This is a genomic window from uncultured Coprobacter sp., assembly GCF_947855755.1.
GTDB lineage: Bacteria > Bacteroidota > Bacteroidia > Bacteroidales > Coprobacteraceae > Coprobacter.
In genome coordinates this window covers 1-14,813 of record NZ_CANUAR010000038.1, presented here as the reverse complement: position 1 = coordinate 14,813, position 14,813 = coordinate 1, and the positions used below count along the sequence as shown (strand labels likewise).

Genomic DNA, 14,813 nt, shown 5'->3' with positions numbered 1-14,813 from the left:
CTTATTAACGTTGCACAGCCCATCCTTTTCGATGAGGCGGGTTTCTTTGAAAAATTGGGCGAGCTTTATGAAGCTGCATATGCAGAGACAGAGGATATGAAGACTTTGGTTTCGGAGCTTGTGCCGACTTTCCACCCCGACAGCCGTTCCTTTGATTTTCTGCACAGACAAGACGACGTTGAGGACAAGCCCCCGATCAGCGCGTGAGAAATAATGAATCTGTACAAGTGAGAGAATTATGTACCGTCATTTTTTAAAACGAGTTTTTGATCTGATCATATCTGGTCTTTCCCTGATTGTATTGTCACCCGTATTCTTGGTCGCGTCGACCGCTGTAAAATTCGATTCAAAAGGACCTGTTTTCTTTCGGCAGGAGCGTATCGGCAAGGGAGGCAAAGAATTTCGCATTTTAAAGTTTCGCTCTATGTGTGTTGGGGCAGAGCATACTGGGAGCGGGGTATATTCCGGGAAAGGGGATAAGCGTGTAACAAAAGTCGGAAATTTCTTGCGCAAGACAAGTCTCGACGAATTGCCTCAGCTTGTAAATATACTAAAAGGAGAAAGAGGTATAATAGAGACAACCAAGAATAATGCTGATTTTTCAAGGGTTGTCACGGTTAATTCAATTTCGCTATGAGGTTTTGTGCGAGGTTGGAAAAGGCGGTAAACAGCCTTTGAAAAGTCAAAATGGCTTCTTGATTGCTTATTTTGACCCAATCTGATAAGCGCACAAAATTTGATAAGGAGGTTGAATTAGCCGAGGATGGAAAACATCACTCGGCTATTCGTCGTGCTACAAAGGATATAGAGTTACATGATATGACTACATAAACCGGATTATCGGATAGATACAATGCAATAAAGGTTTTGTGTAGTCTTTGGTACGAGAGTATCCGGACTTTTTATATTTATAAGATTTGGAAAGGTGGAATTAGAGATGAACAAAAACTTGTTGATTTTATGTGATAGTGCTTACGGAACTGTGGCAAAGGAGATTGCTTTGTCAATGGGATGCTTTGAAAAGGTCGATGTGCTGAATCAGCACTTTGGCGTACCGGAAGCTGAGGGAGAGTATCACGAAATTAGTGTTTGCAAATTAGAAGATTACGAAAAATTTGCAGGCACATATAGTTATGCCGTAGCTGCTTTTGAGGATTCGCATACAAGATTAGCATGGTCTGATAAATTGATCGAAGCCGGATTTGCGATTATTTCTTTGATTTCCCCTAAATCATATGTGTCTCCCTCTGCACAGATCAATCAAGGTTGTATCATCGAACCCTTTGCAGGAGTTAATTCCAATGTTTCAGTCGGTGCTTGTTCTATCATTAAAATGGGGGCATTGATCAATCATAACAGCGTTGTTGCGGAAGGCTGCTGCTGTGAAAACTATAGCATCATAAAGACAGGTGCATATGTTGAACCGCATCGTGTTGTAGAAATGCGGCGCACCATTGAAAGCTATGAGGAAGCACAGAAAATCCGTGAAGCATACAACTGATAAGTTTGAGGTTTTGATAAATGGAGAAGTTTGAGAAAAAGGTCTGGCTTGCCACACCGACAATGCACGGCGAAGAAATGAAATATGTTCAGCAGGCTTATGAAACAAATTGGATGAGTACGGTTGGCGAGAATATCAACGAAGTTGAACGTATCGCTGCTGAAAAAGCAGAGATGAAATATGCTGTAGGGCTGTCTTGCTGTACCGCAGCACTCCATCTTGCCGTGAAGCACGCTGGAGAAACGCTCTACGGCAAGCCTGCGATCAGTCATGGAGCTTTAGAGGGCAAGCGAGTTTTCTGCTCTGATATGACCTTTGATGCTACGTTGAATCCTGTTGTTTATGAGGGTGGCATTCCCGTGTTCATCGACACCGAAGCAGAATCGTGGAATATGGACCCTGTGGCACTTGAAAAAGCGTTTGAAATGTACCCCGATGTAAAATTGGTGGTTTCCGCTGAACTGTACGGCTTCCCCGGACGTATGGATTTGATTAAGGAAATCTGCGAGAAGCATGGCGCACTTCTGATTGAGGATGCTGCCGAAGTGATGGGCGCAACTATTCACGGCAGACAGTGCGGTTCTTTCGGTGATTATTCGGCTATTAGCTACAACGGCAACAAGATCATCACCGGTTCTGCTGGTGGCTGCTTGCTGACAAATGATATTGAGGTGGCAAATAAAGCTCGCAAGTGGTCAACACAGGCGAGAGAAAATGCCCCCTGGTATCAGCACGAAGAAGTCGGCTACAATTACCGCATGAGCAACGTGATCGCTGGTGTTGTGCGTGGTCAGTATCCATATTTAGAGGAACACATTGCACAGAAAAAGGCAATCTATGAACGTTATCGTGACGGGTTTAAGGACTTACCTGTACAAATGAATCCGATTATGGACGGCACAGAACCGAACTACTGGCTGTCTGCTATGATAATCGACAAGGATTATATGTGCAAGCAGGTCAGAGACGATTCAAAGGCACTTTACATATCCGAAAAGGGCAAGACTTGTCCTACGGAAATCCTTGAAACACTTGCAAAGTATAATGCAGAAGGCAGACCAATCTGGAAACCGATGCATATGCAGCCGATGTACCGTATGCACGAATTTGTGACCCGTGAAGGAAGTGGGCGTTGCAGAACCAATGCTTATATCGCAGGTGGCTGTGTGGATGTTGGTGCGGATATTTTTGAACGGGGTCTGTGTCTGCCATCTGACAATAAGATGACGGCTGAGGAACAGAACAAGGTTATCGAGATTATCAGAAGCTGTTTCAATTAAATTTGAATGAAGAATATATAATGTACGCAAAGTTTTTTAAGAGATTGATAGATTTCATATTGTCTGTGACAGCTTTGATTGTGTTGTCTCCTGTTCTGCTGATCTTAACTGTAGTTGGTGCAATTGCTATGAAAGGAAATCCGTTCTTTCTTCAGCCAAGACCCGGTAAGAAAGGTAAGGACGGAAAAGAAAAGATTTTCAAGTTGATCAAGTTCCGTACCATGAGTAACGCCAAGGACAAGGATGGTAATTTACTTCCCGATGATCAGCGTCTCGGAAAGTACGGTGCATTTCTTCGCAGCACTTCTCTTGACGAGATACCATCTTTAGCCAATATTGCCTTAGCGCACATTTCAATAGTCGGTCCAAGACCCCAACTTGTTCGAGATATGACATTTATGACAGAAGAACAAAGGAGACGTCATGATGTGCGTCCCGGTTTAACTGGACTGGCACAGGTCAATGGACGGAACAACATAACTTGGGAACGCAAATTTGAATATGATCTCCAATACATTGATAGCGGAATTACCTTTCTTGGTGATATGAAGATTATCATTCAAACAGTCGGAAAGGTTCTCAAAAGAAATGATACAGTTCGTGAGGGAACGGTCAGTGATATGGATTTCGGAGATTGGTTGATGATGCAAGGTAAAGTGGATCAAGAAACCTATGAAAAGAAGCAAGAGGAAGCAAGAGAGTTATTAGGAGTATAAACACGGGAGGAAGTGTACGGTTATGAAAAAGACAATCTGGCAAAAAATAAAGGCTTTCTTCCGAAAGTGGATGAGTGCAAAAATCATCCCGCATATGGTACTTAATGGCTGGAGGATTTTCTTCTATCGCTTGTGCGGATACAACATCGGTAAAAATGTGTTCATTGGAATGAGATGCTATCTCGATGACCTTGAGCCACATATGTTTACGGTGGAAGATAACTGTATTATTTCATATGGGGTTTTCTTCGCTTGTCACGGACGAAACCAACAACATACACCCATTACCATAAAAAGGGGCGCATACATCGGCATGAGAGCGAATGTTATATCCGGAAAGAATGGAGTGACGATTGGCGAAAATGCGGTGATTGGTGCTTGTACATTAGTCAACAAAGATATACCGGATAATGCGACAGCAGTAGGTGTTCCCTGTAGAATACTTGAAAAGTCGGGGGGGGGGGGAATCCTTAACTTCCTTGATTTCTGGAAAGCGTATAAAAGGAACTTTGGATATATGCCTCGCCACAATATATGTAGCAAAGCATTTGTGGCATAAATTTGATTAAGAGGTGGGAAGATAGAATGAATGATTTAGTGTCTATAATAATGCCTTCGTATAACACAGGGCGATTTATAAAAGATACAATAGAATCGGTACTTGCGCAATCATATACAAATTGGGAATTGATTATTGTAGACGATTGTTCAACAGATGATACAGATCAAATCGTTGAGCAATATCTTACAGACGATAGAATAACTTACATCAAAAATGAAACTAATAGCGGAGCAGCATTATCAAGAAATCGAGCGTTGCGTGAAGCAAAAGGAAAATGGATCGCTTTTCTTGATAGCGATGATTTATGGTTTCCTGAAAAGTTAGAAAAACAAATTCGCTTTATGGAAAATGGAAATTACCACTTTTCATATACACGTTATGAAGAAATCAACGAAGGTTCGGAACCGTTAGGCATAGTGGTCAGCGGTCCATCAAAAATAACCAAAGTAGGCATGTACAATTATTGTTGGCCAGGCTGCTTAACTGTTATGTATGATGCCGAGTATGTTGGTCTGCTTCAGATCGAGGATATTAAAAAAAACAATGACTATGCCATGTGGCTTAAGGTTTGCAAAAAAGCCAATTGCTATCTGCTTGATGAAACATTGGCTAAATACAGAAGGGGCAGAACTGGAAGTATAAGCTCTCACAATTATAAAAAATTGATTTCTTGGCATTACAAACTATTCAACGAAGCAGAACATAAAAATTGTATTTCCTCTGCTTTATTAACTGCAAATAATTTATTTTGGGGCTTAATAAAAAAATATAGGTACAAGGAGAAAATCAAATGAAAAATTTGTTTGAAAGAATCAAATCTGGCGAAGAATCGCTTTCGCTTATCGGTCTTGGTTATGTTGGTATGCCTATCGCAGTTGCTTTTGCTAATGAAGGGGTAAAAGTTATAGGTTTTGATCTCAACAGAGCAAAGATTGATCTTTACAAGAACGGAAAAGACCCTACAAACGAAGTTGGAGATGATGCTATCAAGCAGACCAGCGTTATGTTTACTTCTGATGAAGCAGACTTAAAGAAAGCAAAGTTCCACATCGTTGCGGTTCCTACACCGGTAAATCAAGACCATACTCCTGATCTAACTCCCGTTATCGGAGCAAGTGAAATCGTTGGCAGAAATCTTACAAAGGGTTCAATTGTGGTATTTGAATCTACTGTGTATCCTGGTGTGACAGAGGATGTCTGCTTACCTATCATAGAGCGTGAATCCGGCTTGAAGTGTGGCATTGATTTTAAGATTGGTTATTCCCCCGAAAGAATCAACCCCGGTGATAAGGTTCATAGACTTGAGAATATCAAAAAGATTGTATCCGGCTGTGATGAAGAAGCACTTGAAGAAATCAAGGCTGTATATGATCTTGTTATCAAAGTCGGTACATACCCCGTTTCAAACATCAAGACTGCCGAAGCTGTCAAGGTTGTTGAGAATAGCCAGCGTGATATTAACATTGCGTTTATGAATGAGCTTGCGATGGTCTTTGACCGTATGGGCATCGACACAAACGAAGTTGTTGAAGGTATGAATACTAAGTGGAACGCACTTGGCTTCCGTCCTGGTCTTGTCGGTGGTCATTGTATCGGTGTTGACCCTTATTACTTTACTTATGAAGCCGAAAAACTCGGTTATCATAGTCAGATCATTCTTAATGGTCGTATTGTCAATGATAGTATGGGTAAGTTTGTTGCGGATGCTGCAATTAAGCAGATGATTAAGGTTGGTAAGGCTCCCACCAAATCAAAAGTCATTATCCTTGGTTTGACTTTTAAGGAAAATTGTCCTGATACACGAAACTCCAAAGTGGCAGATGTTTATAACAGTTTGATGGAATATGGTGTACAACCCATTGTCATTGATCCTTGGGCAAGTGAGCGTGATGCGAAGCATGAATACAACATTGAGCTTAAACCGATGGAAGAAGCAAAAGATGCTGATTGCGTTATTCTTGCTGTTGCTCATAATGAGTTTAAGCAGCTTGGACTTGATAAACTCAGCGGAATGTTCAAGGATATTCCTCAAAAGGAAAAAGTGCTGATTGATGTCAAGGGACTGTATTCCGTAAATAATCTCAATGAAAGTGGACTTAGTTATTGGAGACTATAATTTAGAGTAGGTAAAGTATATGCGTATATTACATATCAATTGCAATTACATATTGTCTAATTTGCATCAAACTATGATTGAGAACTTAAACAAACAAGACATTCAAAGCGATGTGTTCGTTCCGACATACGATGCTAATAGATCAATAGTTGATGTCAAATCATATGTGCGGGTTGTAGAGTGTTTGAAAAAATGGGATCGCTTGTTCTTCTATAAGAAGCAAGATAAGATTATTAAAGCGATATGTAAAACATATAGTTGCGATCAATACGAATGTATACATGCATATACTCTCTTTTCTGACGGAAATGTTGCTATGAAGTTGTCGGAGACGTATGGAATACCGTATGTAGTTGCGATAAGAAACACCGATGTGAACGATTTTTTCAGACTTATGCCGCATTTGCGAGGACGTGGAATTGAGATTATGCGAAAAGCATCAGCAGTCTTTTTTCTGTCGAATGCTTATCTGGATCAAGTGCTTAAGAAGTATATTCCGGCTAAATTCCATGACGAGATTCTTCAGAAAACTTATATTATTCCTAATGGTATAGATGATTTTTGGTTGAATAATTCTATCGTTCAGAATAAGAGTATAGATATTAAAAACGGTGTTAAATTGATATATGCGGGGCGGATTGACAAGAATAAAAATATTCCGACAACACAAAAAGCAATGGCATTATTGTCTGATCGTGGAATCAATACAACATTAACAGTTGTAGGGAAAGTTGAAGATAAGAAAGAGTATCTGAAAATATTAAAAGACAAGCGCACAAAATATCTTCCTGCAATGCCCAAGGAAAAATTGATAGATGAATATAAAAAGGCGGATATTTTTGTAATGCCATCCTTTACTGAATCATTCGGTTTAGTTTACGCTGAAGCAATGAGCCAAGGACTTCCTGTTGTTTATTCCGAGGGACAGGGTTTCGACAATCAATTTGAAGAAGGATCTGTAGGGTTCCACGTGTCAGCTAATGATCCGAAGTCTGTTGCTGACGGAATTGAAAAGGTTATTAATTCATTTGATGCAATCAGAGAAGGAATAACTATCAACGCAAGAAAATTCAATTGGGAAGATATAGCAAAACATTATGTAGCAATTTATCACAAAGTATAGATTAAGAATGGAGGCTTACTGTGGAGACGCCAATTTTCTCGTATTGTTTTAGTTCGGTATTAATAGAAAACTGTGATATGCCGGTTCACTATCGTTTCGGCAAGTATTATATTTCTGTTGATTCTCAAACTCCATATCACGCCTTCAAAAATCAATCTTGTGAATGTGCACTATTTGGTTATGCGGTCAATTTAGTTACAGCAGAACATGATTGCATTCCCGAACAGATTTTACTGAATTGCAACTCTATAGATCGGGTTGTTGAATATGAAAAAAACCTGGGCGGTAAATACATAATCTTTTACAAGAACGAAGAAGATTATTACATTTTGGGGGATGCGACTTTAAGTATTCCTATATTCTATTCGCCAAGCGGAACGGTTGTTTGTGCAAACAGTTATCAGCGTATAGTTGAAAAACTCGATTTGACTCCCGACTCTAAATATATGAAGATTAGGGAACATGGTGATATATCTCAAGCAATGCCGTTCGATATTACTGTATATAAGGAAATAAAGCAACTTATACCTAATCACTATTATGATGTAAATCATGCTAAAGGAGTAAGATTTGTTAATTCGATAAGCAAGCAAAATATAATATCAATTGAAGAAGCTACCGATAAAGTTTTGCCTCTTATTGATGTATTGACACGTTATTATCAAAGCATTTTCAAGATCAATTGCCCTATAACATCCGGGCGAGATAGTCGTGTTGTGTTGGCTTTTTTGTTGGCTAATAGTTTTAATGGAGCCTGTTATACAATCAAGCATCCCGAACACAACGAGAAGACTCAAGATATTGTTATACCGCAAGAACTTTGTTCGACGATAGATGTACCGTATGCTATGATTGCTGATGTTGAATTAACGAAGGAAGAAATAGATAAAATGGATAATTTACTTGGAAAAGGAAATTATTCAACGAGAACGCTTCGTATTGCAAAGACAATAAAAGAACATTGCGGTAATAGTGCAATAATCAACGGTGATATAATTGGTCAGGTTGGAAAATGCTCTTTGCATAGAGATATTCCGAGTTTATTTGCGACACCATCATACTTTAGATGTAAGCTTCACAATTATAGTAACGAAGCAAAAGAACAATTGAAAATATGGTTGGATGAAATAAGACAGAGTGGCGAGCAAATTAATACTTTTGATCTGTTTTCGATTGAAAGCAGACTGGGACGATGGGCAGCGCAAGAAAATTTGATCTACAATGCAATAGGACAAGTATATTTGAACATTTTTAATTCACGCAGGATCATCTATGTTTGGACGGCGGTAAGCAGAAAGCTCAGAAAGAAATCCTTGTTGCATATAGGTTTGATAGATAAAAAAGCTTCAACCTTGTTAGATATACCATTCGAGCACGATGAAAGTATCGCAATAAAACTTTCTAAATTGAACGGGATTTTTTATTTGTTGTCATCATATCTGAAATACTATATAGAAAAACAATTATTCTTTAGGAGAAAAACTCATGAAAAAACTGATAATAACAGCAGATGATTACGGGATGTCTGAAGGTGTAAATGAAGCGATAGATGCTGGCATTGATGCAGGGCTTATAACTTCAACCAATGTAATGACAAATATGCCGTTTTATAAGGAAGCTATCAAGCTTAAAGATAGGAAAAATGTTAGTGTCGGATTGCATTGGGTATTGGCTTGCGGAAAGCCTATTCTCTCTGCTGATGAGATTCCTACGCTTGTATCACCAAACGGAGAGTTTTATTCTTATCCGGAATTTCGCAAAAGACTTAGAAAAAAACTGATTTCCTTTGTTGATATAAAAAAAGAATTGATTGCCCAATATAATCTATATTACGAGCTAATGGGGCAGCCAGATTATTGGAACACGCATCAGAATACGCATGTTGATTTTGGTATTTACCAGTTGTTCGTTGATACGGCAGCAGAGTTGGGGATTAATAAAATGCGCAGTCATCAGCGTATTTATGTGAAACGAAGTGATGATACGCAAAAGATGCCTCTCAAATGGAGAATTCTTGAGCCTGTCAAATCCAAAATGCTTGATACTTGGCAAAACAATGCACATAAAAAAGGGGTATCCTCGCCAGATGGACTTATTGTGTGTTTGAACAATTCGGATATTAACAATTTGGAGTATTTATTTGCAAACATATCATGGAAGAACAAAAATGTCGGTGAATATGTAATACATCCGGCATCCAAAAATGACTCTCCTTATTTTGGAAAAATTGTTGAGCAGAGAATTAAGGAGTATGAGATGTTTACTTCCTCCGAAACATTGAACATAATCATAAATAATGATATAAAACTTGTTGACTATGATATGGGGGATAATTCATGAAAAAAAGGATTTTGATTGTAGATAAATCATTTGCAGTTGGCGGAATTCAAACAGCTCTGATAAATATGGTAAAGGAACTAAAGGATACATATGATATTACTGTTTTGATGTTTAACAACGATGGTGTATTGAAAAATCGTTTTCCTGCTGATGTAAAAATAATCGAACCATGTTATTTGATGAAACTGCATGGAATGAGTATAGGTGAGGCAAAGAAGAAGAGTCTTACAACTTATATTTTGAAGGCTATGACTTGTGCATGTGATCGTGTATTTACGAACACTCTTTCTGTTTGGTTCGCTTTGTTGTTTCAAAAGAAGTTGACGGGTTATGATGTGGCTATTGCATTTCACCACGAAGATTCTCCTAAAGCGTCGATTTCGGGATTTTATCGATTCGTTGCTAAAAAAACCGATGCACCAGTGAAACTTGGATGGATACATTATGATCCGAGATTTGTATCATATGATGATACAAAGAATCGTAAATACATGAAGAAAATGAATAAACTTGTGTGTGTTTCAAAAGGTACAGCGGACAATTTTATTAAATGTCATCCTATGTTTGAAAATAAGGTCGAATATTGTTACAATTTCCAAGATATAGATCGTATACTTGAATTGTCATCGAATGATGAAAAAATAGTGCGATGTGAGGGGGAGCTTGTGTGTTTTAGCGCTTGTCGTTTGACATCGCAAAAAGCAATCCCACGTGCTATTCGTGCTTTCGCACCGGTTTTGCACCAGCATCAAGATGTAAAATGGTATATAGCTGGTGACGGAAATGAACGTGCCGAATGCGAGCAATTGATTGAACAAGAAAGTTTAGGTGATCAAATTGTTTTGCTAGGCGCTATTGATAATCCTTATCCATACATGAAAAGATGTGATCTTTATATTCAACCGTCGATTTACGAGGCTGCACCTATGGTATATGGAGAAGCATTGATATGTAAATGCCCTATTTTAACAACCGAAAACATATCCTCATCAGAGATGGTTGATAATAAGTATGGAGTTATATGTGAAAACAGTGAAAATGGATTAAGAACTGGCTTAAATAACTTGCTGACCAACCGGGGTGCGATTACGGAAATGCGCAATCATATGAAGACATTTCAATATACTAATGATATTTGTCATGAACAAATCGAGAAACTTGTGAGGGGTTAAATTGAGTGTCAAGAATGAAAAAGCAAAAATAACTGATATATTAAAGGGGCTTACAATTGTAATTGCTTTTTTGGTCGGACATCTTTATTTTTCACCAATGCTATATATTGCTGCAATTATGACAATTGCACTGTATGCCATCGACTATAAAAATATAGTAGCATTAACTGTTTTCTTTATACCGTTAGCTCGTATTATGAAATATTCGCCAGAAGCAATGACTGTTTTAGGTATAGCTACAATAATTTCACTTTGCGTAATGTTGTTTAATAATAAGATGCGATTAGGAGTAACTGAATTTCTAATATGCGGAATATTTTTGACACTATTGCTTATAAAGAACATGGTTGGAGAATTCGGTTTTCCCTTCAGTTACATAAGAATAGCTTTGCTGTTAGTATTGCTTCCACAATGTATAGATTATTACAAAAAAGGAAAATTAACTTTCAATTTACAAGAAACTGCGATAATGGCTTTTGCGGGAATATGCACTTCATCTTTAATCGGAATTATATGGGCAGATGATCCACATCTTGCTAGCTATATTGCAACTGAAGATATATATTATGTTGGAGAAACAATATTTAATCGTTTCTGTGGATTAAGCAGTGACCCCAATTATTTTTCATCGTTAGTTCTATTTTCAACTGCATTGCAACTTACTTGTCTTATCACTACAAGACGATCTATATATATGATATATGCCGTTATATTATCTGCAATTGGTGTGTTGACCTTATCAAAAATGTTCCTTTTGCTTATTGCTTTGACTTGGTGTGTAAGCATATTTGTTATCATGACTGATAAATCAGCATCTGGAAAAGAACTTTCAAAAAAAAGCAAAATGTTATTTTTGTTTTCTGTTGGATTAGTCATGTTTGCGGTATACTTTGTTCGTAGCGGTTATTATGATGTTATCGTATCAAGATTTGGTGATGAAGGTGTATCAAGTATTACTACAGGTCGTAGCGATATATGGAAGGCGTATATCTCGGAAATTTCCACATCGTTAAAAACAATGTTTTTAGGGGCGACAACCAACGCTGAAACAGTAGGTAGCCATGTAACGCACAATACCCCTTTGCAAATTCTCTGGAAAATGGGAATATTGGGCGTTATCGTTGTATTGGTGTGGTATGTGGCGTTGTATATTAGGACTAAACGAATGACATATGTAACTCGTGTCAATACTAATAAGAAGACAATGATACTTTTGATAGCGCAGATTTTACCGTTGTTGGCGCTTGATAAATTCTTTTTTGATGAATTCTATTGGTACTATATAGTGTATCTGTTAAGTCAGATAAGCATATCTGAAGCCATATTTCGTTATGAGGTGAAAGCGCATGAATAAGATTTTGATTGTAGGGGCAACGTATTCAGATAATTTTGGAGATATGCTGTTTACCAGAATTATGGCGGATTACTTGGGTGATAAGTGTCAATTTAGATACTATCTGTTATCTGACTATGCCCGGAATTTTATAAAAAAAACAAAAATTTCTGATTTTCCAATATGTGAAGCTGAGGCATTGGTATATATGCCTGGTGGCTTTTTTGGAGATCGCCATGATACTTCTTTATATACAACTTATCTATGGTTTAAACGGTATTTTCCAATTGGTCTGAAGTTTGCATTTTTGCGCAAACCCATACTTATTCTCGGAGTTGGTGCCGGACCGTGTAAGTATACTTTTATGAAAAGTATTATCAAATATATTAGCAAACGTGCAAATAAGGTGCTTGTAAGAGAAGATGATTCTGCCGAATTTCTTAAGAAGCTTGGAGTTGATTGTATAGTTACATCCGATTTGGCACAAACCATTACAGATTATGAACTTCCTGCTGTGCAACTAAATTGTACCAAAAAGAAAAAAATTCTGGTTCACATTAATCAAAACAAGTTGGCAGCAGATAAGGTGCTTCCTGCAGTCCAACAATTTTACGAAAAACACAAGGAAGAATATAATATTATTGTTGCATCGGATCAGGTATGTCCTGATGACTATGCGATTTATGAGAAGATTAAAACATTTGCAGAAGCGGATTCCTTTTTTTATAAGTACGGAGATCCTTTTGAACTTTGTTCTGTGATAGAACAATCTGATGTGGTCGTTACCTATAAACTTCACGTTGGCATTGTTGCCTGCTCCTATGGCAAATCTGTTATAGCAGTTCCAGAGCACTACAAAAAAGTTGAGCGTTATTATAAACATATTGGGTATCCTGAAAGAGTATTGCCGCTCTATAGGGCGAACAGCCAAACAATATTCAACATGTTAGAAGACTATGCAGAAGTCCCGATCCAGATACCGGCTGCCATCATTGATTCTGCCTATGAAAATTTTGATGAATTGAAAAACTACATTGAGGCATTGAAATGAGACGCAATTACTTACATAATAAATTTCTGGGAAATGATTATGTTTTTTCTTTTCTGACAAAATTATTCTCAGTTGTTGTCGGAGTTTTCCATGCTGCTTTTTTAGCAAGGTTTTTGGGACCCGAACTCAAGGGTTTGTCGGCTTCCATCACGAGCATAGTATCGGTGGGATGCATTGTAGTTACATGCGGAATTCATCAGGCATTTCCGTATTATAGGAAAAAAGATTCTTCACAGAATTTTCTTAATAAATTTTGCTCGACTATATTAATTGTATATTCTGTGTTGTTTATTCTTGCAGGCATCATTTCATTCCTAATCCCTGCAGGTATTGTAATTAAGGTTTCCATATTGCTTATCCCTTTGTTTGGGTATGAAACAATTATTAATTATGTGTTTCTCATTGAATATCCCAAGAAAAGGAACTTAACAAATTTGATTGCATCTTTTATAGAAACAATCGTACTGCTATTGTTTTGGATATTTCTGCAGCCGAATAATTTTCTGATGATCATTGGCATATCAATTGCAATCATCATTAGAGCTATAGGAAGTACAATTTTTGTAAGGTTTAGTTTTGTGTATAAAGAGTTAAACTTTGGATACCTATGGGAATTATTGAAGTTCGGCTGGATTCCGATGATTGCTTTGTTGCTTACGATGCTGAATTCTCGCCTGGATATTATTATGCTGAATGGTTTTACGTTTATAACGGCATATCAGGTGGGAATCTATTCGACAGGTGTGGGTTTGGCGGAGAAAGCTCTCTTTATTCCTGATGCAATACGAGAAATATTATTGGGAAAATTAGTCTCAGGAAAAGAAAAAGATGAGGTTGCAAAGGCTTGCAGATTGGGCGTTTTTATATCCACCTTGATAACAGTTTTTATTTTGTTTTTTGGAAAACCAGTTATTAGTATTCTTTTTGGTAATGAATATTTAACTGCGTATTCAATTACTGTAGTATGCACCTTGGGAACTGTCTTTATGGTGTTCATAAAAATGATCTCGCAATATAACATAGTACATAAAAAGCAATTGACTAATATGTTCTTGTTAGCAGGAGCTGTTTTGCTTAATATATTGCTGAATCTGTGGCTTGTTCCACTTTGCGGTGTTTTAGGTACCGCAATTGCATCTTTGATAAGCCACTTCATTTGCGGTATGAGTTTTGCCTTGTTTTTCTCTGTAAAGACTAAAACAAGAATCCTAGATTTGATTATTATTCGTAAAGATGATTTACGAATAATAAATAATCTTTTTAAGAACATACGCAAATCTAATTAAAATATCGAAGAACCTATCATAATGAAAAGAGTATACTCAAAGGGTGAAATTAAAAAGGAGCGTAATAAAAATTGAAAATAGCAGTCGCAGGAACCGGTTATGTAGGTTTATCAATATCTGTGCTTTTGGCACAACATAATAAAGTAACAGCTGTTGACATTATCCCCGAAAAGGTGGAAATGATCAATAATAAGAGATCTCCCATACAGGACGAATACATTGAAAGATACCTTGCTGAAAAGGAGCTTGATCTGTGTGCAACGCTTGATGCGGAAACCGCATATAAGGATGCGGATTTTGTGGTAATTGCAGCACCTACAAACTATGACAGCC

The 14,813-nt window shown here is 37.6% G+C and carries 15 protein-coding genes and 1 pseudogene; all 16 read left to right on the top strand.

Annotated elements, in window-relative coordinates:
* Positions 1–207, top strand: a 207-nt coding sequence (locus Q0093_RS14100; protein ID WP_297931707.1) for a hypothetical protein, incomplete at its 5' end; no start/stop codon positions are given.
* A gap of 31 nt (positions 208–238) precedes the next feature.
* The gene (locus Q0093_RS14095) at positions 239–637 is read left to right on the top strand and encodes a sugar transferase (RefSeq protein ID WP_297931704.1); all 399 of its coding nucleotides are present in this window, start codon (positions 239–241) and stop codon (positions 635–637) included.
* Between the two features lie 288 nt (positions 638–925).
* On the top strand, positions 926–1,501 hold the full coding sequence (locus Q0093_RS14090; protein WP_297931702.1) for a hypothetical protein: 576 nt from the start codon (positions 926–928) through the stop codon (positions 1,499–1,501).
* A gap of 20 nt (positions 1,502–1,521) precedes the next feature.
* Complete coding sequence (locus tag Q0093_RS14085; RefSeq protein WP_297931699.1) at positions 1,522–2,781, top strand: DegT/DnrJ/EryC1/StrS family aminotransferase; 1,260 nt, start codon at positions 1,522–1,524, stop codon at positions 2,779–2,781.
* Between the two features lie 2 nt (positions 2,782–2,783).
* A complete protein-coding gene (locus tag Q0093_RS14080) occupies positions 2,784–3,497 on the top strand; it encodes a sugar transferase (RefSeq protein ID WP_367175132.1) in 714 nt (237 codons plus the stop codon).
* A 22-nt stretch (positions 3,498–3,519) separates the two neighbouring features.
* A complete protein-coding gene (locus Q0093_RS14075; protein ID WP_367175130.1) occupies positions 3,520–4,056 on the top strand; it encodes a DapH/DapD/GlmU-related protein in 537 nt (178 codons plus the stop codon).
* A gap of 26 nt (positions 4,057–4,082) precedes the next feature.
* Positions 4,083–4,853 carry a glycosyltransferase family 2 protein gene (locus Q0093_RS14070; RefSeq protein ID WP_297931696.1) on the top strand — a complete coding sequence of 257 codons (771 nt, stop codon included), beginning with the start codon at positions 4,083–4,085 and terminating at the stop codon, positions 4,851–4,853.
* Positions 4,850–6,175 carry a nucleotide sugar dehydrogenase gene (locus Q0093_RS14065; RefSeq protein WP_297931691.1) on the top strand — a complete coding sequence of 442 codons (1,326 nt, stop codon included), beginning with the start codon at positions 4,850–4,852 and terminating at the stop codon, positions 6,173–6,175. Before Q0093_RS14070 ends, Q0093_RS14065 begins: the two co-directional genes overlap by 4 nt.
* A 73-nt stretch (positions 6,176–6,248) precedes the next feature.
* A complete protein-coding gene (locus Q0093_RS14060; RefSeq protein WP_297931688.1) occupies positions 6,249–7,298 on the top strand; it encodes a glycosyltransferase family 4 protein in 1,050 nt (349 codons plus the stop codon).
* A 77-nt stretch (positions 7,299–7,375) separates the two neighbouring features.
* Positions 7,376–8,812 carry a hypothetical protein gene (locus Q0093_RS14055; RefSeq protein WP_297931686.1) on the top strand — a complete coding sequence of 479 codons (1,437 nt, stop codon included), beginning with the start codon at positions 7,376–7,378 and terminating at the stop codon, positions 8,810–8,812.
* On the top strand, positions 8,784–9,638 hold the full coding sequence (locus Q0093_RS14050) for a ChbG/HpnK family deacetylase (RefSeq protein WP_297931684.1): 855 nt from the start codon (positions 8,784–8,786) through the stop codon (positions 9,636–9,638). Before Q0093_RS14055 ends, Q0093_RS14050 begins: the two co-directional genes overlap by 29 nt.
* A complete protein-coding gene (locus Q0093_RS14045; RefSeq protein ID WP_297931681.1) occupies positions 9,635–10,810 on the top strand; it encodes a glycosyltransferase in 1,176 nt (391 codons plus the stop codon). Before Q0093_RS14050 ends, Q0093_RS14045 begins: the two co-directional genes overlap by 4 nt.
* 1 nt (position 10,811) lies before the next feature.
* Complete coding sequence (locus tag Q0093_RS14040; protein WP_297931678.1) at positions 10,812–12,164, top strand: hypothetical protein; 1,353 nt, start codon at positions 10,812–10,814, stop codon at positions 12,162–12,164.
* Positions 12,157–13,194 carry a polysaccharide pyruvyl transferase family protein gene (locus Q0093_RS14035; protein WP_297931676.1) on the top strand — a complete coding sequence of 346 codons (1,038 nt, stop codon included), beginning with the start codon at positions 12,157–12,159 and terminating at the stop codon, positions 13,192–13,194. Before Q0093_RS14040 ends, Q0093_RS14035 begins: the two co-directional genes overlap by 8 nt.
* Positions 13,191–14,480 carry a lipopolysaccharide biosynthesis protein gene (locus Q0093_RS14030; protein ID WP_297931673.1) on the top strand — a complete coding sequence of 430 codons (1,290 nt, stop codon included), beginning with the start codon at positions 13,191–13,193 and terminating at the stop codon, positions 14,478–14,480. Before Q0093_RS14035 ends, Q0093_RS14030 begins: the two co-directional genes overlap by 4 nt.
* Before the next feature lie 71 nt (positions 14,481–14,551).
* Positions 14,552–14,813, top strand: a pseudogene (locus Q0093_RS14025) (UDP-glucose 6-dehydrogenase); the annotation flags it as partial.

Coding starts and splice junctions, on each gene's coding strand:
- Q0093_RS14050 (WP_297931684.1), top strand. CDS start 8,784: ATGAAAAAACTGATAATAACAGCAGATGATTACGGGATGTCTGAAGGT.
- Q0093_RS14055 (WP_297931686.1), top strand. CDS start 7,376: ATGCCGGTTCACTATCGTTTCGGCAAGTATTATATTTCTGTTGATTCT.
- Q0093_RS14035 (WP_297931676.1), top strand. CDS start 12,157: ATGAATAAGATTTTGATTGTAGGGGCAACGTATTCAGATAATTTTGGA.
- Q0093_RS14030 (WP_297931673.1), top strand. CDS start 13,191: ATGAGACGCAATTACTTACATAATAAATTTCTGGGAAATGATTATGTT.
- Q0093_RS14045 (WP_297931681.1), top strand. CDS start 9,635: ATGAAAAAAAGGATTTTGATTGTAGATAAATCATTTGCAGTTGGCGGA.
- Q0093_RS14095 (WP_297931704.1), top strand. CDS start 239: ATGTACCGTCATTTTTTAAAACGAGTTTTTGATCTGATCATATCTGGT.
- Q0093_RS14085 (WP_297931699.1), top strand. CDS start 1,522: ATGGAGAAGTTTGAGAAAAAGGTCTGGCTTGCCACACCGACAATGCAC.
- Q0093_RS14075 (WP_367175130.1), top strand. CDS start 3,520: ATGAAAAAGACAATCTGGCAAAAAATAAAGGCTTTCTTCCGAAAGTGG.
- Q0093_RS14060 (WP_297931688.1), top strand. CDS start 6,249: ATGATTGAGAACTTAAACAAACAAGACATTCAAAGCGATGTGTTCGTT.
- Q0093_RS14070 (WP_297931696.1), top strand. CDS start 4,083: ATGAATGATTTAGTGTCTATAATAATGCCTTCGTATAACACAGGGCGA.
- Q0093_RS14065 (WP_297931691.1), top strand. CDS start 4,850: ATGAAAAATTTGTTTGAAAGAATCAAATCTGGCGAAGAATCGCTTTCG.